We start from the raw sequence: 24072 nt of genomic DNA on the forward strand, positions 1-24072 counted from the left end.
TGCTCGGGCCGGTGGGACTTCGAGCGGTCGGGGTGCCGAACGCGGTTTTGCTGGCGAATGTCCGGGGGCTGTCGAGCTACCGGCATCCCCCATGCCTGCACGTCCGTGCCCTGGGCCGGCTCCGGGGCTGCTGATGGCCGGGGCGCACGCCGCTGGGGGCCGGCTGGCGACACTGCCGGTGCCCTCCATCTGCTCCCGCTCCGGGAGCTGTCCGCCGAGGAGATGGCGTGGGAGTTGTTGGGGACTCGCACCATCGTGTGCCTGGCCGAGGTGGTGGCCGGTGCCGGGGCGAAGAGGCGGGTGCCGCCGACGTCCAGGATCGCGGAGTTCCCCGGGACGTCTGCTGCGACCGTTCACCTCGACGAGCCGACAACGACCGTCGACAAGGCGCATCTCGACGTGGCTGATGCCGTCGGTGTCCCCCAGCGCGCCGATCGCCGCAGGCACAGCGGGGGCCCCGGGCGGCGTCCTCCTGGACGTCGAGCGCGTCGAGCAGGGGCTGGATAGCGCACTCAGCGTCTACAGGTCGCGCCAGGCGGGAGTGCTCGCGCCAGTGAGGCGACGGAGCATGACGTGGGTCATCGCCCAGCGGACGCGGGAGGCCGATGAGGAGGGGCGGTGATGCGACAGGGCCGGACCGGCTGCCAGTGGGCCTGCCGGTCGCCTACGCGATACCGCAGCGCCTTGCAGACGGTATCGCCGCGACGAGGTCAAGGAACACGACGCTCTGCTGGGCAAGCTAACCAAGGCCCACTCACCCGACCTGGTCGACGCCTTCGGCATCGGACCGGACACAGCCGCCGACGTACTCGTCACGGTTGGCGACAACTCCAAGCGCATACGCTCCCAGGCCGCGTTCGCCAAGCTCGCGAGCGTCGGGCCCATCCCTACGTCGTCCGCCAGGCGAACCGGCACCGGATCAACCGTGGTGGCCACCGGCGGCTGAACTCCGCGCTCCACCGCGTAGTGATCGTCCGCATGCGATTCCACCAGCTCACCATCGACTCCGTCACCCGAGCCCCGGGATCTTCCAGCTCATCATGCAGCCAGCCGTAACAGGGACTTGACGAACTATAGGAGCGTCAACACCCTGGCTGAGATCCTGTGGATGCCGAACAAGACCGCATGCGTCGGCGGCCGCGTCTTCGGCAAGAGGGCCGAGGCGAACCTGGGTCCTACGAGTACATCGACGGCTTCTACAACAGCCGGCGCATCCAGGAGCGGCTCGGCTTCCTCAGCCTGATCGAGCTCGAGGAGCAGCACTGCACCGACCATGCAACGGCCGAACAAGCGAAGTTGAAGCCCGTCAATCCGCCCTGAACCAGCTGATCAGCACCTCCCGTACAACGAAGGAACCTCAGACCTAAAACTTCAAGATGGACTATGCATAATCGTCTCCGGAACGACAGCACTCGCCCTACGCCTGCCACGCACCTGCACTGATCCAGCCATGAGGCCCGCCAAGCGGGCCCACCACACCGGCCCGGCCCGGCCGAGCCCCCCGCCGTTGCATCCGCGGAGACCAGACCCCGGCTGCACTGTTACCCCTCTGTCATGAAACCATCAAGATATCCTCATATGGGGGAATAATCCTGGCGTCATGAAGCATTCGAATGATCGTGCTGGAGCACGCGCGGTGGCTCCCGCGGCATCCTTGGTCAAGAGACATTCGGCCGGCGTAGCTGCCGGGTCGGTGGCTGGATTTCTCGTCACGTCACTCCTGGTCCCGCAGCACGCCTGGGCCGGCCCGAAGCCCACGACGAAGGCAGGCTCGGCGCAGACGGTCCGCTGGAGCGCCTGTCCAAAGCCAAACCCGCCGTTTCCCAGTCCGAGCAAGCGCACGGAGTGCGGCACCGTGCGGGTGCCGGTCAACTGGGCCAACCCGGACGGACCGACGATGAAGATCGCGGTGGCCCGCCAGAAGGCCACCAACCCCAGCAATCGCATCGGAGTGCTGCTCTCCAACCCAGGAGGCCCCGGAAACACGGGTCTGGACGATGCCTATTACGCCGATTCCCCGATCGACGGCTACAAAAAGAGCATCAGGGAGCGCTTCGACATCATCGGCTTCGACCCGCGCGGCATCGGCCACAGCGGACAGCTGCGGTGCGACGAGCAGCTCGCCGCGAGCATCCCCACCCGCCCGAAGAACGCCGCGGAATTCCAGCGCATGCGCGAGATGAACAAGCAGCTCGCGGACAGCTGCCGTCAGCACACCGGCCCGCTGGTCGACCACATGGACGCCGAAAGCGTCGCCCGCGACATGGACACGATCCGCGCAGCCCTCGGCGAGCAGAAGATCAGCTTCCTTGGCCACTCGTACGGCACGCTCATCGGCCAGCGCTACGCCAGCCTCTTCCCCCAAAGGCTCCGGGCGCTGGCCCTCGACAGCGCCATGGACCCCGCACGCCCTGATGCCAAGCGCTCCCTCATGGACGGAACCGCCGCCATTGAGGGCGTGGTGCAGCGACTGGCGGACTGGTGCACAAAGGACGCCTCGTGTGCCCTGAAGGGCAAGGACGTGAAGGCCGTTATCCGTCAGCTCTTCGCCCGCGCCGACAACGGCACGCTGGTTGAACCCGGTCCGCAAGGCCCCACGCGAAAGAAGATCACCGCTGATCAGTTGGCCGCCTTCCTCTACAACTCCCTGGGGTCGTGGGACCCGCAGAGCACCGCCCAGAGCCTGGCCGCATTGCGCAGCGGCAGGGGAACAGCGAAAGCCCTCTTCAGCGACCCCACCCCTGAGATTGCCTGGCGCCCGGTGCTGTGCCGCGACTTCGACTTCCGCCTGCGTGACTACGCCCACTACCGCACCCTGCTCCAGCAAGCCAAATCCGCCCACCCGCAGGTCCGCTACGACGCCCAGGCACTGGACATGATCCTCGGCTGCCAGGGATGGCCGACCGCTCCCAAGCCGCAGCCGGGCCAGAAGAAGGGCCCGCTCCCGCCAGTGCTGGTGGTCAACGCCAAGCACGACATCGCAACCCCACTCGTCGGCGCACAACGCATGGCACGCTCATTTCCCAAGGGAAGGCTCGCCGTCCTTGACACCGGTGGCCACTGGCTCTATCAAGACCGCCAGTCGCCCCCTGCACTGGCCATCGACACCTACCTCCTTACGCTGAAGACCCCGCCCCGCGGCACGGTCTACCAACCCTGAAATACGGTTGGCCTCCTTGCCGGATCACGCGTACACCCCGCCTGATTCGCAGAAGCCGTATTCATACCGATCACCGAGCTTGGGTCTGTCCAATCAACGGCTGATCTTGGTTGTTGAGGTTCAGTGGCTGGTGGGGGTGAGTCGGCCTTCGAAGGCGATTCGGGAGGTGTTGAAGTCTCGCCGAGCGCCAGGAGGCCTTGCTTGTCGCAGTTGTGAGCGGTTGAGGTCCCGGAGTTCAACGCGCCCGTCGTGTCGTGCGATTGCCTCGCGCACGTGTCCGGGAAGGCGGCGGATCAGCCGGAGCGGGTGCGGAGGTACCCATCGGACATGACCGATGCGGAGTGGGCCGGGGTCCGGGTGCTGCTGCCGGTGCTGGCCTGGCTGGAGGGACGGGGCGGCAGGCCGGAGGGCTACTGCTACCGGCAGATGTTCGACGCGGTGCGTTATGTCGTCGACAGCGGCGTCAAGTGCGCTCGGTGGCTGGCGTGGGACCGTGTCTATGCCTTCTTCCAGCGCTGGCGGCGCTAGGGGCTGACCGTTGGAATCCACGTTGCCTGGCGGTCCCTGAACGCACCCCGCCTCGTCGCCCTCGTCCGCGCCGGAGCACGCATCGAACCCGGCCACCTCGTCGAACACCCGCGCCTCGCGGCATGAACAACCTCAACCGAGTTCTCCCGCAACGGGATTCCTGATCTTGATCAACGTTCTTTCCCGATCGTTGATCCTCAAGGGTCCCGTTATCTCATACGACCCCTTGACCTGCGACGTCTCCGCCAAACGCAATGGTGTTTCTGCCGCGCTCGGGCGCGCCGGCGTCGAGGGTGGCGTACGCGGTCGAAGCGGCGACGGCAGCAGGAGCCCGGCCGCCGCGAGGGCCGCGCGGGTGCGGGTGAGGTGCACGTTCATGCGCCCATCCTTAGTGGGCTCAATCCTCCAGGTCGGGCAGCCGCGCCGGTGCCGGGCAGATGCGTTCGCCGTGCTGGTCGAAGACGAACAGGTGGGCGAGGTCCACGAGCAGTGGGACCTCCATGCCGTGGCGGAGTTCGATGTCCGGGGTGGTGCGCACCACCAGGTCGCCAGGCAGACGGCCCTCGGGTGGCGCGGGCTCCGCGAACTCGTCCGGCGGGTTGTCCGGGGCGACCACCGGGCCGGCCCGCAGGGCGCCCGCCCGTTCCCGGAGCCGGGCCAGGACCGCGCCCTCGCGGCGGCGCCGCCGGGGCGGGCGGCGGGCCGGACGCGGGGCCTCCAGGTCGGGTACTACGGCGGGGCGGGAACCGGTATTGAAGTGCACGAGGACCTCGTGCCCCTGGAACTCCACATGCCCTACCAGCCCGGTGAGCGCCACCTCTCCGGGCCGGCCGGCGGAGGGTTTGGCGATGCGGACCGCCTCAGAGCGCAGCCCGACGATCACCTCGCGGCCCTGCTGCACACGCAGCAACTGGTGGTCGAGGGAGAGGGGTTCGGGCAGCCGCAGATACTGCTTGCCGAGGCTGATGGCCATCGCGCCGCCGATCGGGGCGCGCACTAGTCCGCGCAGCAGGTTGATACGCGGGGTGCCGATGAAGGCGGCGACGAAGACGTTGCGCGGCAGGCCATAGACCGTACGCGGGGTGTCCAGCTGCTGGAGCACACCGCCGCGCAGCACGGCGACCCGGTCGCCGAGCGACATGGCCTCGGCCTGGTCGTGGGTGACGTAGATCGTGGTAACGCCCAACTTCCGGGTGAGGCTGGCTATTTCGGCGCGCAGGTGGTTGCGGAACTTGGCGTCGAGGTTGGAGAGCGGCTCGTCCATGAGGAACGCGGAGGGGTGGCGGGCGATCGCCCGGCCCATGGCGACGCGTTGGCGTTCGCCGCCGGAGAGCTGGCTGGGGAAGCGGTCGAGGAGGTCCTCGATGCCCAACATGCGGGCGGTGGCGTCCACGCGCGGGCGCGGATCGGCGCCGGGCGTCTCGAAGCGCAGCGGGAAGCCGATGTTGTCGCGGTTGGTCATGCTCGGGTAGAGGGCGAAGTTCTGGAAGACCATCGCCATGTCCCGCTCGGACGGCTGCAACTCGTTGGCGCGCTCGCCGTCCAGCAGCACTTCCCCTTCGGTGATCTCCTCTAGCCCCGCGATCATCCTGAGCACGGTGGACTTGCCGCAGCCCGAGGGGCCGAGCAGGACCAGGAACTCGCCGGGCGCGATGTCCAGCGAAAGACGGTCCACCACGCGGACACCCCGCGTGTAGCTCTTGCTCACGTCGTGCAGAGTGATGGCGCGTGTCATGAGGGGTGCCCCCCGGGGGCTCGTCTGGGCGCTGGTGCTCCACGGTCGGACGCCCCGTCCGGGTCGTACAGGCGAGTGATTCACGAAAGTTAACGGAATGTGCGCGGCCGGGGAAGAGGCCGGACGGGATCGGAGGCTCCGGACTCGAGTTTGTAGCGAATCGTGATCGTGGTGTGGGGTGCTCTACGCCGCGGCTGCTACCAGGCGCGGATGACCGCGGCGATTCTTCGGGGCCGGGTTGACCCGCGGGGTGCGAATATGACGTCACCGCCATTGTGTTGAGAGCGTCCACCAGCAGGTCATGTACTCGACGAAGTTGGCGGCATGACAGGCACGAATTTGATGATCATGGAGCTCTCTACGCTCTGTGACCATCTGGAGAGTTCGTGTCCGTCGTGCCTGCGTCCATCATCGCGCCGATCCGCGAGGAGTTCCTCCTCTTGCTGCCCGACCGTTCTGATACGCCCCCGTTGGGGTGTCACAATCCGCGGATCCCGGACGCGGTGGTCTTTGACAGGCTCGTGATGGCGCTGGTGTCGGGGGTGGGCGACGAGCGGGTCGCGGACGAGGCGTGCTCGACGACCACGACCACGACCCGGCGTCGGCGGGACTAATGGATCGAAGCCGGTGTCGCCGGCCACCTGGTCCTGGCAGTGCTGCGGGCCTACGACCAGATGGCCGGACTTCAGATAGAGGAACTGTCCGCGGACGGCTGCATCGCCACAGCACCCTGCGGGGGCGAATGCGCAGGCAAGTCCCCGGTCGACCGCGTCAAGCAGGGCATCAAACGCTCCCAGCTCACCGAGGGCTACGGCATACCCCTGGTCACCGTGCCCGCCGGCGCGAACACCCTCGACCACACCCTACTGCCCGAAACTCTCGACGAACTCACCAAGTTGACCGAACTCTTGGACCGCGCCCCACAACGCCCGGCGCTAAGCCTGGACGCCGGATACCGCTACCAGCCCGTCTACTGATCGCCGCGCCGCTGTGCGCCGTGCAGGCGTCCCAGGCGATGGCCCTGCAGGCGGGGCCTGTTCTGAGTCCGGATCACGGGGTGGTCGGCAGGCTGCGTGGCCAGAGGATGGATCCGCGCAGGTGCAGTCCTGCGGCGTAGCTCTCGGGTGTCTTGTCGTAGCGCGTGGCCAGCCCCCGCCGTTCCTTGAACTTGTTGATGGCGCGCGCGACGGTGTTGCGGTCTTTGTAGAGCATGGCGTCGTAGCTGATCGGGCGGCCTCCGGCGGTTCCCTTCTGCTTGCGGTTGGCGGCCTGGTGGGTCTTCTCCGGGATCACCGCCTTGATGTTGCGTCTGCGCATGTAGGCGCGGTTGGCACGGGAGAGTACGCCGATCCGCAGGTTGAGGCGGCCCATCCAGGACCTTCGGGGCCGTCGGCACCGTACTGACAGGCGAACCGCGCGGTCTCGGCCTTGGCTGCGTATCCGGCGGCGCCGGTACCGTCGCGGTGCCGCTGACCGCCGCGCTTGGTCAGCTGCGCCTGGCGCTCGGTGTCAACTGTTTCGGCGGACCGCTTGACACCAGGCTGCCGAGCGTCGCCGGGCGACGGCGCAGAATGCTTCCTCGTCGCCGACGAAGCATCCTGCGCGTGCTCAGCCGCTGCGGCGGCTCAGTGGCCGAACACCCTCACCTCCCCCAGGGCAAACGACGTTCCGTCTGTCTTGACCACTCTGACGTACTGCCCGGACTTACCGGACAGCGGGCAGTTGTAGGTGCTCTTGTTGGGCAGCGGTGTCCCGCCGACCTTGCATGCAATGGTCTTCCCCGACATGTCACTGTTGTTCGACACCCAGACTTCGAAGTTCTGCCGCTGGGTCGGGTAGTCGTAGCCGTCCTGGCGGAAAAGGATCTGCACGCCCGACAGGGTGTGTGAGGCGCCGAGGTCGGTCTGCCAATAGGCATTGGCGTCACCGGAGCCCGAGCTCCACAGGGTTCCGGCTCTCTCATCATTCGCCTTGGAGGCCGAAAAGCCGTCCGACCAGGAGGTGGAGGCGGAGACCGCCGCCTTGTACGCGAGATTCGTCTGTGCCTGACCGTTCAGGAGCCCGACGTACGCGGGCTCGAGTCCGGCGTTGGAGATGATGTTCTGTGCCTCCGTCGGCCAGGTCGTCAGGCCGGCTTTGTTGGTACTGTTAGGGTCGCTCCTGGTGTCCGGCACGGTTGAGTTGTGGGAGCTCCCTGCGTCAGAGCCGATGTAATTGTTCTGCACGTCGTTGTGATGCGCGATGGGATCTCCGTTCTGGACAAAGGCCCAGTGCGGTGTGTAGCCGCCGACGACGTTGTTCTTCACGTCCCAGTAGCTGGATCCGTTGTCTAGGTACAGCGAAGCGTAGTTTTGGGAGTCCTGCTCGACGTAGTTGCCGTTCATGGTCGAGCGCGGGGACGACCCTTGAGTCCCCAGGACATAGATCGCGCCGCCGTCGCTCATCGCTGAGGTCTGCACGTTGTGGACGTAGTTGTTGTCGACGTGGTTGTCGACCATGGTGCTGGAGTTATAGCCCCAGCCCCAGCCCAGGGAGATGCCGGTGTAGGGCACGTTGAAGACGTTGTTGTGCGAGATGCTGGTGTGCTTTACCCGTGTGGCCAGGATGCCGACTCCCCCGATGTATTCGTTGGCCACGTTGTGCACGTAGTTGTTCTTCACTGCGTAGTTGGATTCGATCGTGGCGGGTTCCTTGTAGATGTCGCCGGCCCCGATCTGGACGCCATTGCCGGAAACATCGGTGATCACATTGCCGGTCACCGAGTTGTCGTTGCCGCCCCCGTCAAAGCCGAGACCGCTTCCGCCGAGGTGCTCAAAGGTGTTCCCGCTGAACGAGACGTTTTTGCAGGTGTGGCAGGTGATGTTCGCCGGGAGCAAGCCAACATTATCCGCGCCGAACTCTGTACTCGACGGTTTCCGGTCCGCCGCGTATTTCGTGAAGCGCACGTTGGCCTGGGCGTCCACCACGCCATAGTCGTCCAGGAGCCAGGTGGCGTGCTTGAAACCGAGGCCGGTGAACTGGATGTGCTCCACAGGTTTGTCCGGGGTCCCTGCCAGGTTGACGAGGGTCTGCAGCTTGCCTGCGACGGCCGTGGCGGTGCTCATGGTCTGACCTTCGCGCGGGATGTAGTAGATCTCGTGGGCGACCGGGTCGATGGCGAACTGGCCCGGCGAGCTCAGCAGCTCTTTGTGGTTCTCCACGGCCGTGGGCACGCCAAGGGCGCCCCAGTGATTGCCATGGTTCGCGTTGTCTTGGCAGGGGGTCGTCACGATGACTCGGCTGTCGGAGACCGAGGAAATCGGGCAGACCGAATGCCTCCACTGATTGCCGGCAGGCGAGTAAACCACGTTGGCCTTTTCGGGGTTAGTCCAGTCCTTGGTTTTGTCACTGGTGAAGGTGAATCCCTTCTTGTCCGTGTCCTCTTTCATCGTGCCGAAGACTTCGCTGGCCGCTGCGCTGGCGAGGTCGGCGCGCTGGCCGTCGACCCAGAGCTGCCGGGTGTTGTCAAGGCCGGTAGGCCCGGTAGGCAGGGTGGCTTTCCAGATGCCCTTCGTGGCGTCCTCCACTTCCCACCCGGAGCTCGGGATGGTGTAGCCGCCGCTGAGCACAACGTTCTCACCTGCCTTCGCCCGGTAGATGACCTCGTGGCCGCTATTGCCGCCCGAGTCGGATGCGTCGAAGGTGAGGGTGGAGTCGAGCGTGTAGGTCCCACCCGCCAACTCCACGACGAGGTCTCCGGTCATGGCCGCTGTCAGCGGCCGGACTTTCTCTTTGGCGTCCGCCAGGCTGCAGGCGTTCTCCGGCGTCGAGCAGTCGCCCGTGCCCTTGGCCTCGGGTGAGGCGTAGTACGTCGCCTGCACAGCCGCGGTCGCCGTGGTGGGTTGCAGACCCCAGCATGCCGTCATTCCGATCAGTGCCGCGGACAGCCGGGCTATCGCTCGGCGAGCCCGCGGAACCTTGCGTCTTGTCATGTGGATCACTCTCCTGTGCTGCTGAATTGTGGAGCGGGTGTGCGGGGTGGTTCATGCCATGGCTCGGGCGATGCAGCGGTCGTGTCCGGTGGGGGCACCGGCGCTTTCCCGCTTCCCCTCGTGGCCGGTCCCCGGTGCAGGGCAGGCGTGGACGAGACCCCAAGAGTCGACGGCCGCTTCTCGCTGCACGGGATTGGCCAGGGTGAAGGACTCGTAGGACGTGTTCGGGACCACCATGCACAGGTGGGTGGCGACGATCCCGTCACCGTGGACCTCTGTGCGGAGCAGAAAGGCACCCGCCAGACATGCGAGACGCAAGGCCGGTGATGCCCCCGCACAGAATCACGCTCGCAAACGGCCCTTGAGGGCGCTTCGAGCAGACTTTTGACCAGGAAGCGCTGAGAGAAGGGAAATACGGAGATCGTGGCAATCAGACCTGCGATGGCCACGTTGGGGCGTAGAGCGGCAGCTTGGCTGTCGCTCCGGCCGGGGTTGAGCGGCGGGCCGCCGGAGACGAGGGCTCCGAGGTCGACCCAGAGGTTCTACTGGGCTCGTCGATGCGCTACGGGGCTGCCAAGGCGGTAACCAAGCCCGTCAGGGCTGCCGGAGCCTGCACCAACCAGCTCATGACGCGCTAACGCAGTGTTGCTCTTCTGTGCCACGGCGCATCCTCCACAGATCGTGTTTGATGCCGGATGCTACATGTGCGCAACTTGGTGTCAAGGCTTTGCCTACACGGAGTGGCCGCGACGTGATGGGGGTGGAAGCATTCAGACGGATGGCCGCGGCGCCGGGCTCGCTGCTTGTCCACCGGCCCTGCCGACCTCGTCCGGGCGCCACGTGCCGCCAGGCCCGGGCTGCCGGCGGCGTAGCGCGTTGGCGCAGCCCCTGCCCGAACTTCAACACCAAAGCCGGACTGTCTCGCAGGAGACGGTGACACCCCGCTGGAGCATGAACTCCTCGACCTCGCGGAGGCTGAGCGGGACAAAGTCGCCGACCGTTTCGAAGGCGGCGCATTCGACGGCGAGTTCGTCGACCGCGCCACCGTCCTGAGCGCCGCCGCCGAGACTGCCTCCGGCACACTGCGAAGCCTGCGGAGGCGCCCCGGAAGCATCCGCCTGCGCGGCGCCGGGCAGCGCACCTGGATGCAGGCCGGCTGCCGGCGCCTGCCGTGCCGTGCACCTGTACCCCTCCGCGCCGGTCGGCAGTGAAGCCCACGGCGACAACGCCCTTCCTCGACAGGGCCCATCGGGTTTTCCACGGCGGCGGCCTTGACGCTGCGGAAGCCTCCCGTAAAATCGTGCATGAAGTCGGAGGTCCTATGCTTCGTACCCGCCTCTTAGTCAGTGTGGGCGTCGCCTCGCCGATCACGATCTGCCTGACCGCCGTGTCCGGCGGTGCTGCACACGCCGTTGTACGTCGCACCCAATGGCTCGGGAACCATCTGCTCCCAGAGCGCCCGTGCACCGTCGCCCAAGCTCAGCAGGCTGAGTCCAGGCGCTCACCGCCACGATCGCCGGTGACATCGTGATCAACGTCGAGAGACTTTCAACCCGCTCGGACCCCGGCTCGTTACCGCCGAGCCGAACGTGATCATCGTGGATCTTTGAATCGGCACTCGACCTCACCCCCTCCTCACGCACCTGTCAATCCCCACGCCCAGGCCCTCCACGCTCCCTGCCCCGTGTGCAGGTCATACACCGTGTATAGGCCGTTGCCCCCAGCCGGCACCACAGCGATGAGCCGAGATCGCCTGGCGCCGGACACCCGCACCACACGCCTATCCACCACCGCTGCTAATGGAGCGCCATGCCCCAGATCAAGCACATAGAGATCCGCGCCTGCCGTGCTGACGCTGCGGACCCGGTCCTCGCCGCGACGCTTCCCGGCGGATCCACGCCGGACTTCCTCGTGGTGACACTGCGTACGCACGAAGGCCTCATGGGCACATCCTTCGGCTTCGGCGGCTTGAATGCCGTCGCTACCGGCGCCGTGCTCTCCACCGTGAAGCCGTTCTTCCTCGGACGCGACCCATTCGATCGGGAACGTAACTGGCAGGAGTTCCGCAAGTTCAACCGCAAATGGAACCACGTCCCGATCTACGCCTACGGGCCCTACGACAACGCCTGCTGGGACATCGTTGGCAAGCAGGCTGGACTACCGGTGTACAAGCTGCTCGGACCTGCGCGCGACCGGGTGCCCACGTACGCCAGCTCCATGTTCCTGCCCGACACGGCCGCCTACGCCGCCGAGGCGCTGTCGGTGATGCAGGCAGGTTTTCACGGCTACAAGCTGCACCCACCCGGCACCTTCACCGAAGATCTCGCCGCCTACCGTGCCGTTCGCGAAGCCGTCGGCCGGGACTTTGCACTGATGGCCGACCCTGTCGCCGCGTACCGCCTCGACGAAGCCCTACGCGTGGGACGCGTCCTGGAACAGCTGAACTACCTGTGGTTCGAAGAACCCCTGTGGGACGAGGACTTCCGGGGCCTGCGCACACTCGCCCAGTCCCTGGACATCCCGATCGCGGCCACCGAGACGCTCGCGGGCCAGCAGTACGCTTCCGCGCACTACGCCGCGGAGGGAGCTGTCGACATCATCAGAACCGATGTCTCGTGGCGTGGCGGCATCACCGCCGTCATGCGCACCGCGCACGTCGCCGAGGCACTCGGGCTGCGATGCGAGCTACACACGTGCATCTACCACGCCCTGGAAATCGTGAACCTGCATTGCGCACTGGCCATCTCCAACGCCGAGTTCTTCGAAGTCCTCTACCCCATGTCCGACTACGACTTCGGCCTGAAGACACCGTTGCGCATCGAAGACGGCTACATCTACCCGCCCGAGGGACCCGGTCTCGGCATCGACTACGACTGGGACTACATCGACGACCACACCGTAGAAATCTATTGATAGAGGGCAGGCTCTAGCACGATGTCCAATGAACCTATGGTGGTCGACGCAGACAACACGCCGCCTCTGAGCGCATGCCAGGTCTCCGACGTCTTGGACAGCATTGGGCTTCGACAACAGGTCGTCATGGCCGGACTGCGGCCGCTTCAGCAGGGCACCATGATCGCGGGTCGAGCGGCCACGGTGCAGTTCGTGCCCACCGAATCCGACAGCGATGCCCCATACGATGACATGATCGCGTTCATCGACTCGCTACGTCCGGGCGACCTCGTCGTGGCCGCCACCAACGCCGATCGCCGCACCGCATACTGGGGCGAGCTGTTCTCGGCCGCCGCCATGGGACGCGGCGCCGTCGGTACCGTCACCGACGGCTGCATCCGCGACACGGAGAAGATTCACCACCTCGACTACGCCGTCTTCTCCGTCGGTCACCGCCCGATCGACTATCGCGCTCGCATGCGGGTCGCCGCCGTTCGTTGCGCGGTGCGGATCGGTGGCGTCGTCGTCAACGACGGCGACAAGGTCGTCGCCGACGACGATGGAATCGTTGTCGTCCCTGCCACCGCCTGGGATGACGTACGCACCCAGGCGAGTCGGCGGCGATCCACCGAAAACGCCGTCCTCAGCGACCTGCTCGCCGGCGAGACCCTCCGCACCGTCTGGGACAAGTACCGCACACTCTGACCCAGATCCGCAGCCACAATTTCTGACCAGCTAACTACGCCCAGCGACAGGGTCGGTGGCCCGCAGCCGCCGCGCGTGCTCACCTGCCTGGATGGATTCGGGGGCCGAGGGCCAGTTGGTCGGAGTGTGGGCGATGTTCCATTGGCCTGGCGTCGCCGAGGGTTCTCCGGAGACAGCATTCAGACCGCTGGCCAGACTATTGCCGTACATGGCTCGGGGAGCCGGATCGGGCTTCTCCTCGCTGGTACGGGGAGCCGCAGGCTGGGTGAGGACGGGAACCGGCAGGAACTGGCGCATTTCGTCACGACCAGCCCGTGGGATCCGTCCCACATCCGAGCCCGGTTGGTCTGGAAGATGGAAGCGGTGATCCGGCCGACTGCGATGGTCTTCGATGACACCGGTTTCCTCAAGGACGGCGACGCCTCGGCTTGCGTGTCCCGGCAGTACACCGGCACCGCGGGCAAGGTCACCAACTGCCAGGTGGGTGTCTCGCTGCACCTCACCTCCCAACATGCCTCGGCGGCGATCAACTGGCGCCTGTTCCTGCCGCAGACCTGGGCGGCCCGCTCGCCGAAGGCGGATCCGGACAAGGTCGCCCGCCGCACCGCCTGCGGTATCCCTGACGACATCGGGCATGTGGAGAAGTGGCAGCTGGCTCTGGACATGGCGGATGAGACCCGCTCGTGGGGGATCGATGTGCCGCTGGCCATCGCAGACGCCGGCTACGGCGACGCCGCCACCTTCCGGCTCGGTCTGGCCGCCCGCGGCCTCAACCACATGGTCGGCATTTCCAGCACGCTGTCGGCCCAGCCAGGTGAGGCCGTCCCGGTCACCGGGGACTGCTCCGGGAGGGGACGACCGCCGGTGGCGGAGTACCCGGACAAGCCGCGATCGGTGAAACAGCTGGTCATCGCCGTGAGCCGGAAGGCGGCGAAACCTGTGCAATGGCGGGAGGGATCCCGCCCGGGCACGGGCCGGTCCGACCTGAAACGCATGTACTCGCGGTTCGTCCCCTGCGGATCCGGCCTGCCGGACGTGAAATCGCCCGCGCCACCGACGGCCCCGTGCTGCCCGAGTGCTGGCTGCTGGCCGAGTGGCCCGCCACCAACGACGAGCCGGTCCAGTTCTGGCTCTCCGATCTGCACGCCGACAACCCCGCTCACCACGCTGGTCCGACTGGCCACGCTCCGCTGGCGCATCGAACACGACTACCGCGAGCTGAAACAGGCCCTCGGCCTTGCCCACTTCGAGGGCCGCACCTGGAACGGCTGGCACCACCACGTCACCCTTGTTTCCGTCGCCCACGCCTTCTGCACCCTGCAACGACTGGCCAAGGACCCAAAAGGAACGGCGCTGGCCTGAGCCTCTACCAAGTGGTCCGTGAGTTACAGCTCCTGCTCGCAACCCGGACCGGTGCCTGCCCCACCTGCCACCGCGACATACCCACCACCGCACCAACCTGGCCAAGCACTACTAAGGGCTCGCAGAGAATCAACATGCGGATTTGATCTCGCGTTGGGCGGCTTCTGGGGTGAGGAAGGCCGCCACGTCCGCTGGTGTGCGGAACCTCGCGGTGGACGGCGGGATCGTGTGGCCGTGCTCGCCCAGGAGAGGCTGCACCTCCTGCACGGCTCTGGACATGGTGCTGCGGGTGACGCCGAAGAGTGCGGCGAGGAGGTCGTGGGTGCCGATCTTGCGCTGATGGAGGACGGTGGCGAGGATCCGGGCGGGTGCGGTGAGTGTGTCCTTGGCGCCGGCGCCCCGGGCCCGGAGCCGGTCGCCGCCGCGCTGCTGGTGCCGGAGACTCTCGCGCCTGTCCTCAAGGGCGGGGATCAGCGTGCGGGTCAGCTGGTCCAGCTGTGCGGTCGTCATGCCTGTCAGTTCCGGGTCGCGGAGCGAGGCGGGGCCGGGACGGGCTGAGGCCCGGGCGGGGACGGAGTCTGGCGGTGCGGCGGGGTCGGCTGCCCGGGGCGTCGGCTGTGCGTGGGCGGGGTTGAGGGTGTAGTTCCAGTCGCCGTGGAAGCGGTGGCGGTGCATCGGCAGGGCGTCGATCTCGGCGTCGGTGACCTTGATTCCGGTGTCGTAGGCGCCGGTGTCCAGATGGGCCTCGACCCGTAGCCCGGTGCGGGTGGTGGTCGCGGCGATGCTGTTCACGATGACGTCGTGGCTGGTCAACGGCCTGCCACGCCAGTTCATGCTGATATGGGAGAAGAGCCGGTGCTCGATCTTGTTCCACTTCGACGTGCCCGGAGGCATGTGGCAGACGGTGATCTCCAGTCCCGTCTCGGCGGCGAGCGCGGCGAGTTCGGTCTTCCAGGCGCGGGTGCGGTGGCCGTTGGAGCCGCCTGCGTCGGCGGTGATCAGAAGCCTGGTGACGGCCGGGTGGGCGTGCCGGCCGCGGGCCTGCCACCAGCGGCGGATGGAGGCGACCGCGAACGCCGCGGTGTCGTGATCCGTGCCGACATTCACCCAGCCGGTGTTCGCGGCGATGTCGTAGATCCCGTACGGGATCGCCTTGCCCGGTCCCTGCCGGTCGAGGAAGTCGTGCGTCCTGACCTTCACCGGCTCACCTGTCGGCCGCCACTCGCGCCCGGCGTTCTTGTACTCACCGACCAGCTCCTTCTTCTTGGTGTCCACGCTGATCACCGGCTGTCCGGTGTCCAAATGGGCCTTGGCCTGCTCGTTGATGTAGTGGAACTGGGCGTCGCGGTCCGGGTGTTGGGCACCCTCGATGGTCTTGGCGTTGGCCTGCAGGCTGAAGCCTTCCTCCCGCAGCAGGTCACCCACCGTGTCGGCGCCGACCTTGTGCCCCTGCCGGGTGAGTTCCTCGGCCAGTTTCCTGGTCGACTTCGTCGTCCAGCGCAGCGGTGACATCGGATCCCCGCGCGAGTCCGGCTCAACCAGGGCGAGCAGGGCCGGCCGGAGTCTCGGGTCTATATCGGCTGCTTTCTTGCGCCCGCCCCCGGGTCGGCGGACCCGTCCCAACGGTTCCGCCCCGGATTCCAGCTCGTCCACGCCCTTGCGGACCGTGGTCTCGCTGACCTGGGCCGCCTGCGCGACGGCCCGGATCCCGCCATGGCCCAGCAACCGGGCCTCGGTTGCCATCAGCAGACGCCGCTGCCGCTCGTCGAGGTGCGGGAACAACACCTCAAACTTCAGGGCGAGTTGGTCACGGATCGACTCGGAGATGCGCATACCACATCAACGAGCCGCAGGGCGGGAAGCAACACGTTGATTCTCTGCGCGCCCTTAGTCAGCGCTACGCCCAGAGTTGAGTCGGCACCCACGACACGCAGAACTTGACAGAGAAGGTACCTGGGACGACGACAGCACCGTCGCCAACCACGAATCACTCACCCCCCGGGCGCTCTTTGACCACGAGGCCCAGGGCCGTGATACCAAATGGACGCTCGCGGCGTACGAGACACCGGTCAGCGATCGCCTCTGGCACGCCACCGCCGCAGCCTCCACCCTCGCCGAGCTTGTGCTCGCCATGCTCAACTCCGCTGCAGGCGAGTCAGCATGGGGCCCGGCCGCCAGCCTTACGGAGACCACCATCACGCAGGCGACGCGTCCGCTCGCCGACGCGGGCTGGATGCAGACCATCGAGGGTCGCTACATCCACTGGGAAGCCCCCGGCGAAGGAGCCGCATGCATCCAGTTCGACGCCTTCGCCGCCAGACCGCGCTTCGGCAGCGCCCTGCCGACATGGACGGTGTGGGGCGGCAACGCCGTCCACCAGCCCACCTGGGCCCTGGAACTGTCCTCGCACTTTCCGACACCCCTTCTCCAGGATATCTCGTCCGAGCCGGTGACAGGGTCCAAGTCTGCGGCGGCGCCAAGCGACTGACCTTCCACGAGCGCGCAGAACCGAGCCTCCGAACGCTCCTGTCGGGCCACCCGGTCTACCTCGACGGCGCAACCGAGGACACCACCACTCTGGCCGACCTGCTGATCACGGAGGGGCTGTGCGAACCGCTGACGGAAGAATCGTCCTCGGGCTACACCGATCTGGTCACGCCCGTGACCTACTCGAAGCAGCCGCCGACCTCGGCATAGGACGCATCGACACCGCATCCAACTATCTTCGCCATCGCTCCCACGAGGTCCTGAAGACAACGGCTGGTGACCTGCTGGCGAACTTCTCGGTCTCCACCAAGGTTGGATTCTTCCCCGAGGGCCACAGTCTCGATCCCGCCCGACTGCAGATCGCCGTCGAGCGGGTAGCCAAGGACCTCGGGCGCGAGCCTGATCTGGTGTTCCTCCACAACCCGGAGCACTCGGCATCCGACACCGGGAGGCTCGGGCCGGCGTGCGCAGCCCTTGCCGACACTGCACGAGCGGGGCTCTGCGGTTCCTGGGGCGTCTCGACCTGGGATCCGCGCCCGCTCGTGGACCTCGACGTGCCGCGCCCTGACGTCCTCATGGTTCGGGCGGGGCTACTGGTCGGGGTCGACGTCCTCGAGGCAGCAGAGGCCCTGGCAACGCGGTGGCGTCCGTCGCAGGTCTGGGGGATGAGCCCCTTCGGCGGAAGTACAGCACAGGAGGTGTGGGAGCGGTTCGATCCAGGGGTCTTCCTGCAGGGATCCGCGTCAGTCACGAAGGCCCAGGCCGCGTTCCTCTCCTCATACGACCTGCCCCGGGTTGACGCAGTCGCGGTCGGCACGGACAACATCGAGCACCTGCGCGAGCTGGCCGAAGCCCTGTCGTACGAGGTCGACGAGAACGTGGTTAGGGAGTACCGGCAGCTCCTCAAAGCCCGTCAGCCTGCCTGAAGCTCCTGCAGCAACTGCTCCGCCGTCTTCCGCGCAGGGACCAGGCGGGGGTCCTCGGGATCAGAGTAGGGGCCGAGGATCTTCGCTGCGACGAACAGCGTCATCAGCTTGCCGTCCCGGCTCGCCAGATCGTTGCACCGCTCTCTGCGGACGCGGTCGGCCAGAGCCGGGACAGCAAGGGAGGCCCCCCACAGATTTGCCGCATCCAGGCCGCACGGGGCCATGCCCCAGTCCTCCCAGTCGAACACGCAGAACACCGGCGCCGTCACATTCGCCCAGTTGAGATCCGCATGGGCCGGACGCCAATCGGCCACCGCCGTATCGACGCCGGGAAAGACACTGTGGATCGTTCGCGTGACCAGTTCCTGCGTGAGAGTCTCGGTATCCGGTGTCGCGATCCTGTTCGTGTGCTGCGTGGCGAGGGCATCCAGCGAAGCATTCAGCGAAGCCCACCACTCCTCGGACAGATGCGGGTCCTCTGCCACCACGGCGCTCCCCACTGGTGCACCCGGCAGCAGTGCCGTCTCGTCCCCCCGCCACATCACCGGCTCCGCCTCGTCCCGCCACGCGACACCGGCGAGCCAGGCCGGCTGGGCGATCCCTCGCAGGGCCTCCGCGGACGCGGTGCCATCCCCGCCCTGAACCCCGATCCGGTCGAGCCCACGCCGCTCGATGCGCACCCACGTATCGCGGTCCGTACGCGCCCCCACAGACCGCCGCTTGCACACCACAGTCTCGCGGTCGAGGCGCACCCCCAGCATTCGCTCCGCACGATCCAGTACGGCTTCCACCGGCTCTTTGCGCAGATCCACCGAACGCAGCGTCATACGCCAGAACGTACCAAGCCCCAGCCACAGCAGTCCGCCCTTCAGACGTCGTAGGACTGCGTCAACAAGCTGTGCGTTGGCAGCCTCGGCCCTGCAGGTGGATTACCGCAGTCGCCCGACGGGGCTGCATGGTGGCAGGGTCCAGTAAGTACCCTCCTGACTAAAGGGGTTCGAGGTGTAAGGCGTGGCATGACTCCTAAGTGCGTGGCTCTCACGGCCCCATCCCCGCCGATCCCGGCGGCCGCGTTCGCCGCCTCCTGCGCCGCGCCCAGCAGCTCGTCGATGCCCCGGGCGCAGCGGTCTGGTACGGCGCGCGGCGGGTCCTCGCCTTCACCCTGATGATCCGCGACGGGATCCCCGCTGACGGGATCGAGCCGTACCTCCACTCCCGAGCCTGGCTGACCGAGGCTGCACGCCTCCCGGACGTGGCCCCCGAACCCCGCGCCACCGACCTGGTCACGACCACTCTCACCAGCGGTGCAATAGTCCTGCGCGACGGCCGCATCCACGCCACCGCCAACCACGCCCCCGTGGCGGCCGGACGCTGACTGTGCGCTATTCCCGAGCCTGGCCGACGACCGAACCGCACTGACGCTCGGTGAAACGAGGGGCTGGTGAGCGGCCTCCGGTAGCTCGCCCGCCCCTCACCTGTTCATGTCCGCAGCTCAACACGCAGAACCTGACAGGGAACGGACTGGCGAGACGACACCACCATCGCCAACCATGAATCTCTCGCAGCGCACGGGGAGTTCACCCACGAATCCAAACCACAGGAAATCACCTGGACCATCGCCGCCTACGAATCTCCCGTAGGCCCCAGGGCCTGGCACGCGACCGCCAACGCCGCCACGCCAGTAGAGATCGTGCGCGCCCTCCTCGACGAACTGGCCAGCGACTGGGCATACGCGGCCGGACACTGGAACACGTCCCTCCGAGCAGACCATCGCCGAGGCGACCAACCCGCTGACCGAAGCGGGATGGAAGCAGACCATGGAGGTCCCCGGGTCCAATGGACACCCCAAAGTGGCGCCTACGGGGTGCAGTTCGATGCCTCCGCAGCACTCGCCCCCGACGGCTTCCTGTCGACGTGGACCGTCTGGGGCGGCGGCAGCGTTGACCGACCCACCTGGGGCATCCACGCACTCCCCGTACACCCCGGCCGCAGTGCTACGGCCCCTCACCGTCGAACTCGCCCAAGCGCACTCCCCCGGCCAACTGGATTCCGAGGCTCCGTTGCGGCCACGAGCCCGCGCCCTGAGATGTCCAGGGGCGCATGAGGGATTCGGCTTGAGGGCCAACGCCTCGGCCCTCCTCCGCGCCAAAAGGAACCCAGCCCCGAAATGCGCCCACCAGTTCGACTGGGTAATGCGAAAGAGTGTCGATGGCGTGGCACTTACCAGCACGAAGAAGAAAAGAAAAGCGTCTTCTCGCGATATGGGCCTCACGCGTCGCGAAACCAACTCGTAAGGAGGTAGCGTCCGTTGATGTGCCCCGGCGGGCGGCAAACCAACGCCGGGGCGCTCAGCCGTCCATATCAGAAAGGACTTCGCATGGACGACCAGGACGCTTTGAGGGCAGTAGCTCTCTTCACGAACCGCTTCGAACGTAGCAGGCTCCTTCCCGCTGGTGTGGAAAGTGGCATGGAAATTGCCTGGGGTGTCACGCACCTGGGGTCTCTTCTAGCACTGATGGCTGTACCCACGCTGCTGGCTGGTCACGCTTGGGAGACTCCCTGGGGTGCCTTCACTCTGACAGCGTGCACGGGAATGGCTATGCGTTCCTATCTCGGCTTCCTGCGCGCCCGTCGCCGCTAGCTGCAAGGCGGCCCGGCGGGGCGGGGATCTCGTTCCGCCGGGCCGTCCTCTGCGGCGATGGCACTGTCATGGCGTCATCAATGAACTGCCCGGAAATCTGAAACAGCAGCGTCATTGCAGAAAATGACAGCAGGGAGGAATCCCCATGAGGGGAGCGCTGAACGCATGTTGCATGTGCGGTGTCGGGATCATGCAGAGGGAAGGGCCCGGCCGGAAGAGGAAGTACTGCTCGTCGGGCTGTCGGGACAGGGCCCGACGGGTGAACAACGGCGCTTCGCCTGATGTGCAGCCGAAGCGCCTGGGGCTGCACATGGCTGAAGGTCTTCCTCGCATGGCGCGGGAGCTGCTCGCCGGCGAGCACGCCGGCGAGGATCTGCCGACCTTGTTGGGACGCGCAAGGGAGCTTGTCAGAGCAGTCGAAAACTACAGTGCCGGTGCCGTGCTCGACGCAAGGCACAGGGGCACGAGTTGGGACGGGGTCGCGCGGGCTGCCCAGATCAGTTCCCCGACGGCGCGTGAACGCTGGAACGAATCGGTAACCGAGCACAGACTGAACCGGCAACTAAGCGAGCGCACCTCGCTCTCCCCTACTTTGCCCCTGCCTACGACGCACTCGTCTGCATTTAGGTCGTCGCAGTCGAGCCTAAGCGAGAAGGCATCGGCGGACCGTGCTGCGCGGCTTCTTGCCGATGCTCTGTCCTTCCTTCATGAAGCGAGTGGACTTGCTTTGCGGGACGTGGCGGTTTCGCTTGGGATGTCGTCGTCGTATGTCTCACGCATTCTCAGCGGCGACCGGTTGCCTGGTTGGTCCGTGGTGCAGGACATGATGGCCTGCTTCGGCGCCGATGCGGCAATTCTGCGGCATCTGTGGGAGACCAGTCACGGTATAGCGCCGTCCACCCGGCGGCCGGTCACACAGGCAGCCGATCGCGTGTTCCATGCTCTGCAAGGTCTTTACACGGCGGCCTGCAGGCCGACACCGGCCGACGTGCACCGTGACTGCTCCGGAGCCCTTTCACCCTCAATGGTGGAGCGGGTACTGGACGGCACCTATCTGCCCGACTGGCCGGAAGTCAGTGCGCTGGTCGCGGCGTTGAACGGATGCCCCGAAGAGGTTCGCCCTCTGTGGGAAGAGTTCCATTACGCCTGGCTGTGCACCTTCGAGCAGTCAGAGGAAGGGGTCAGCAACACCCCCGGGAGGACCGACGGGAACGGTGAACTGCACTGAGGGCACCCACCAAGCCCCCTTCCACCGCCCGGGCGAAGGCAGCCTGGCCCCCGGCCTCGCATGCAGCGCAGTGCGGCGGCATCCCTGGAGGCAAGGAGCTTCCCATTGAACTCTGTTCGGACTTCACAGCATTTTGCAGCGCATACCGCCTGATCTACCTCCGGTACAGCCAGGTGCGGCTGAGGTGCCAGGACGCCACGCAGCTGGTGGTGGACGGCGCTCTGGCAGAGCTGGCACGGAATTGGCAAGCAGCGCTGAGCAGCCCCTGCCTCCCCGCGGTGGCCTGGGAAATTCTCACAGGCCGTGTAGGGGCGCGCATCCGGAAACCGGATTTCCTGCGTCTCCTTCTGTCCGAGCAGCAGGCCGATGCAGTGATCCTTCGTCACCGACTTGGACTTGAACTTCGCGATGTGGCCCAGATCATGGGTGTTTCCCAGCCGGTGATCATCGGCCAACTTCGCTGGGCTCGAAGCGCCGTGCAACATGCGGCAATTGCCAGGTGAGACGTTGGGTCTTCCGCCCTGACGACCCTTCTCACTTGGCATGGGCATATGCCTAGTGGCTGAATGCCCGGGCATGAGGGGCCGTCTCATGCTTCGCACTCACGACTGGACTGCACCAGTGCCTACACTGAGCGCTTGCCATATCGGAGCGTGACTGCCGCGGGCGCGAGGTGCCGTATGAGCCAGGGGGAGCCACCCCAGCATGAAGTGCGTCCGGTCGACACGGAGAATCCCAGCGTCGCGCGAATGTACGACTATTACCTTGGCGGGCGCAACAACTATGAAGTCGACAGGGCCGCTTGCGCCGCGCTGTCGGCCCAGGCTCCGAGCACGGAGATCCTCGCGCAGAACAATCGCAGGTTTCTGCGACGTGTCGTGCATGTCCTCGCCGCCGAGTACGGGGTCAGGCAGTTCATCGACCACGGGTCTGGTCTGCCCACGCAGGACAACGTGCACGAAGTGGCGCAACGAGTGCATCCTGACGCACGGGTCATCTATATCGACAACGACCCGATCGTTCTCGCCCACGGGAAGGCACTACTCAAGACCGACGAGAACACGGATGTCATACGGGCCGACATGCGTGACACCGAGCGCATTTTCGCGCACCCGAGCGTCAAGCGACTGATCGACCCCACGCAGCCGACTGCGGCCCTGTTCGTCTCCGTTCTGCACTGCATCCCGGATGAGGACAACCCCGGCAGGCTGGTCCGTGATGTTGCCCGCAGGCTCGGCGCCGGCAACTTCATGGTGATCTGTCAGCTCGTCAGCGATGAGCCGCGCGTCCGAACCTGGGTTACAGAGTTCATGCGCGAGAGCACAGGCGGAAACTGGGGCCGTGTCCGGGAACGCTACGAGGTGGACCGCTACTTCGACGAGATGGAAGTCCTTCCGCCCGGTGAGCTGGTGGACGTCTCGAAGTGGCGGCCCGAGGACCTGGCGCCCAAGCAGCCCGGGGATGAATGGATCGAGTACGGCGGCGTGGCCAGAATCCTCGGATGATGGTCTGCCGGAGGCAGGAAGCTACTGGAGGCCCTTCAACACTTCGTCCAGGATCCGCGGTGTCTGCTCTGCATCGAGCGCGGAGGCTGCGAGCCGGTCGAACGTCATCTGGTACTCCTGGAGTTCCTCCTCGTCGTCGTAATACTTGGCCCCGGTCGGATCTTCGACGTAGACCTTGTCCGAAATCCCCTCCAGGTCGAAGCGAAGGTACGTGAACGAACCGCTGGGCCGCGAGACACCCAGTCTGGTCGGCAGGATCTGGACGGTGATCTGGGGGTAGTCTTCCAGCAGCTTCTTGAGGTGCAGAAGCTGTGCGCGAATCACGTGCGGTTCAGCGAACTGTCGGTCGAGGACGCCTTCTTCGAGCACCACCCACTGGGCAGGGCCATTCTTGCGCAACACCCGCTCCTGCCGCTCCTTGCGGAGCTTCAGCCGGCGCCTGGCAAGGTTTGTGGCGCCCATCGCATCACCTTCGACAATGGCCTGCGCATAGGGCTCGCACTGCAGCTGGCCGGGCACCGCGCGGTTCTCGAAGGACCGCAGTTCCTTGGCTGCCGGCTCCAGGCCAGCGAACAACTTGAACCAGCCCGGGAGCACATCAGAGCGGAAACTTGTCTTCCACTCCGACTCCGCGGAGGCACGCAGGAGACGCAGCGTGAGGTGGTCACCCTCGGGGCCCACGCCGTATGCACGAAGTGCACTTACAAGGCCCGTCTCCTGCCAGCGCCGCTGGCCGTTCTCCAGCCGGCTCATCTGCGACGCGTGGACACCGATGATCTTCGCAGCTTGCGCGGGCGTGAGCCCTGCCTCTTCGCGGAGCTCTTTCAGCGACTGGGCCAGCATGAGCCCCAGAGCGGTAGGACTTCGGTCGGCCTCCCCCAGGTATTCCTCTATCGACCTGACGTTTGAACGCATGCTGGCTCCTCGGTGGA

The 24072-nt window shown here is 66.4% G+C and carries 20 protein-coding genes and 3 pseudogenes; 15 read left to right on the top strand and 8 right to left on the bottom strand.

Annotated features, from left to right (window positions below; genetic code table 11):
• Positions 1–519 precede the first annotated feature (519 nt).
• Positions 520–621 (bottom strand): annotated as a pseudogene (locus STRNI_RS41315) (IS5/IS1182 family transposase); the annotation flags it as partial.
• 160 nt (positions 622–781) lie between these two features.
• Here STRNI_RS41315 and STRNI_RS41600 point away from each other — a divergent pair.
• From STRNI_RS41600 to STRNI_RS09995, 4 genes are all read left to right on the top strand, one after another.
• The gene (locus STRNI_RS41600; RefSeq protein WP_381845859.1) at positions 782–946 is read left to right on the top strand and encodes a transposase; all 165 of its coding nucleotides are present in this window, start codon (positions 782–784) and stop codon (positions 944–946) included.
• Positions 947–1104: 158 nt separating this feature from the next.
• Complete coding sequence (locus STRNI_RS09985; RefSeq protein WP_277411016.1) at positions 1105–1320, top strand: hypothetical protein; 216 nt, start codon at positions 1105–1107, stop codon at positions 1318–1320.
• Between the two features lie 535 nt (positions 1321–1855).
• Complete coding sequence (locus STRNI_RS09990) at positions 1856–3160, top strand: alpha/beta hydrolase (RefSeq protein ID WP_277411017.1); 1305 nt, start codon at positions 1856–1858, stop codon at positions 3158–3160.
• Positions 3161–3487: 327 nt separating this feature from the next.
• Entirely contained in the window at positions 3488–3688 is a 201-nt protein-coding gene (locus tag STRNI_RS09995) for a transposase (protein WP_381845857.1), read from the top strand.
• A 132-nt stretch (positions 3689–3820) separates the two neighbouring features.
• On the opposite strand, the gene STRNI_RS10000 is transcribed toward STRNI_RS09995, so the two are convergent.
• Positions 3821–4066 (bottom strand): hypothetical protein, encoded by a 246-nt coding sequence (locus STRNI_RS10000; RefSeq protein WP_277411018.1) that lies wholly within the window; start codon positions 4064–4066, stop codon positions 3821–3823.
• Between the two features lie 19 nt (positions 4067–4085).
• Positions 4086–5423 carry an ABC transporter ATP-binding protein gene (locus STRNI_RS10005; protein WP_277411019.1) on the bottom strand — a complete coding sequence of 446 codons (1338 nt, stop codon included), beginning with the start codon at positions 5421–5423 and terminating at the stop codon, positions 4086–4088.
• 386 nt (positions 5424–5809) lie between these two features.
• Here STRNI_RS10005 and STRNI_RS10010 point away from each other — a divergent pair.
• Positions 5810–6397: pseudogene (locus tag STRNI_RS10010) on the top strand (IS5/IS1182 family transposase); the annotation flags it as partial.
• A gap of 76 nt (positions 6398–6473) precedes the next feature.
• Here STRNI_RS10010 and STRNI_RS10015 read toward each other — a convergent pair.
• Together STRNI_RS10015 and STRNI_RS10020 are read right to left on the bottom strand one after the other, a co-directional pair.
• Positions 6474–6761: pseudogene (locus STRNI_RS10015) on the bottom strand (IS5/IS1182 family transposase); the annotation flags it as partial.
• Between the two features lie 287 nt (positions 6762–7048).
• Positions 7049–9394, bottom strand: a complete 2346-nt coding sequence (locus STRNI_RS10020; RefSeq protein ID WP_277411020.1) for a discoidin domain-containing protein — start codon at positions 9392–9394, stop codon at positions 7049–7051.
• Between the two features lie 1809 nt (positions 9395–11203).
• Between STRNI_RS10020 and STRNI_RS10030 the strand changes: the two genes are divergently transcribed.
• The 3 genes from STRNI_RS10030 (at position 11204) to STRNI_RS10040 (ending at position 14353) form a co-directional block, all read left to right on the top strand.
• Positions 11204–12307 carry an enolase C-terminal domain-like protein gene (locus STRNI_RS10030; protein ID WP_277411021.1) on the top strand — a complete coding sequence of 368 codons (1104 nt, stop codon included), beginning with the start codon at positions 11204–11206 and terminating at the stop codon, positions 12305–12307.
• A gap of 36 nt (positions 12308–12343) precedes the next feature.
• Positions 12344–12991 (top strand): RraA family protein, encoded by a 648-nt coding sequence (locus tag STRNI_RS10035; protein WP_277411022.1) that lies wholly within the window; start codon positions 12344–12346, stop codon positions 12989–12991.
• Positions 12992–13117: 126 nt separating this feature from the next.
• Complete coding sequence (locus STRNI_RS10040; RefSeq protein ID WP_277413226.1) at positions 13118–14353, top strand: IS701 family transposase; 1236 nt, start codon at positions 13118–13120, stop codon at positions 14351–14353.
• A 129-nt stretch (positions 14354–14482) separates the two neighbouring features.
• Here STRNI_RS10040 and STRNI_RS10045 read toward each other — a convergent pair whose 3' ends face one another.
• Positions 14483–16186, bottom strand: coding sequence for an ISAzo13 family transposase (locus tag STRNI_RS10045; protein ID WP_277411023.1), 1704 nt, complete (start codon positions 16184–16186; stop codon positions 14483–14485).
• A gap of 76 nt (positions 16187–16262) precedes the next feature.
• Here STRNI_RS10045 and STRNI_RS10050 point away from each other — a divergent pair, with 76 nt between their 5' ends.
• Together STRNI_RS10050 and STRNI_RS10055 are read left to right on the top strand one after the other, a co-directional pair.
• Positions 16263–16841, top strand: coding sequence for a hypothetical protein (locus tag STRNI_RS10050; protein WP_277411024.1), 579 nt, complete (start codon positions 16263–16265; stop codon positions 16839–16841).
• A gap of 118 nt (positions 16842–16959) precedes the next feature.
• Positions 16960–17766, top strand: coding sequence for an aldo/keto reductase (locus tag STRNI_RS10055; RefSeq protein ID WP_277411025.1), 807 nt, complete (start codon positions 16960–16962; stop codon positions 17764–17766).
• Here STRNI_RS10055 and STRNI_RS10060 read toward each other — a convergent pair.
• Positions 17754–18593 carry a hypothetical protein gene (locus STRNI_RS10060; RefSeq protein ID WP_277411026.1) on the bottom strand — a complete coding sequence of 280 codons (840 nt, stop codon included), beginning with the start codon at positions 18591–18593 and terminating at the stop codon, positions 17754–17756. The genes STRNI_RS10055 and STRNI_RS10060 overlap by 13 nt on opposite strands.
• Positions 18594–18793: 200 nt before the next feature.
• Here STRNI_RS10060 and STRNI_RS10065 point away from each other — a divergent pair, with 200 nt between their 5' ends.
• The 5 genes from STRNI_RS10065 to STRNI_RS10080 all read left to right on the top strand — a co-directional run bounded on the left by STRNI_RS10065 (position 18794) and on the right by STRNI_RS10080 (position 23140).
• Complete coding sequence (locus tag STRNI_RS10065; protein ID WP_277411027.1) at positions 18794–19141, top strand: hypothetical protein; 348 nt, start codon at positions 18794–18796, stop codon at positions 19139–19141.
• Positions 19142–19306: 165 nt separating this feature from the next.
• Complete coding sequence (locus tag STRNI_RS41605; RefSeq protein ID WP_381845809.1) at positions 19307–19870, top strand: SPDY domain-containing protein; 564 nt, start codon at positions 19307–19309, stop codon at positions 19868–19870.
• Positions 19871–20666: 796 nt separating this feature from the next.
• Positions 20667–21635, top strand: a complete 969-nt coding sequence (locus STRNI_RS10070) for a helix-turn-helix domain-containing protein (RefSeq protein ID WP_277411028.1) — start codon at positions 20667–20669, stop codon at positions 21633–21635.
• A 209-nt stretch (positions 21636–21844) separates the two neighbouring features.
• Positions 21845–22138: a hypothetical protein gene (locus tag STRNI_RS10075; RefSeq protein WP_277411029.1), complete on the top strand. Its 294-nt coding sequence runs from the start codon at positions 21845–21847 to the stop codon at positions 22136–22138.
• Between the two features lie 177 nt (positions 22139–22315).
• The gene (locus STRNI_RS10080) at positions 22316–23140 is read left to right on the top strand and encodes an SAM-dependent methyltransferase (RefSeq protein WP_277411030.1); all 825 of its coding nucleotides are present in this window, start codon (positions 22316–22318) and stop codon (positions 23138–23140) included.
• A gap of 21 nt (positions 23141–23161) precedes the next feature.
• Here STRNI_RS10080 and STRNI_RS10085 read toward each other — a convergent pair whose 3' ends face one another.
• Positions 23162–24055, bottom strand: a complete 894-nt coding sequence (locus STRNI_RS10085) for a helix-turn-helix domain-containing protein (RefSeq protein WP_277411031.1) — start codon at positions 24053–24055, stop codon at positions 23162–23164.
• Positions 24056–24072: the final 17 nt, after the last annotated feature.

It is taken from the genome of Streptomyces nigrescens (assembly GCF_027626975.1).
Classification (GTDB): domain Bacteria; phylum Actinomycetota; class Actinomycetes; order Streptomycetales; family Streptomycetaceae; genus Streptomyces; species Streptomyces nigrescens.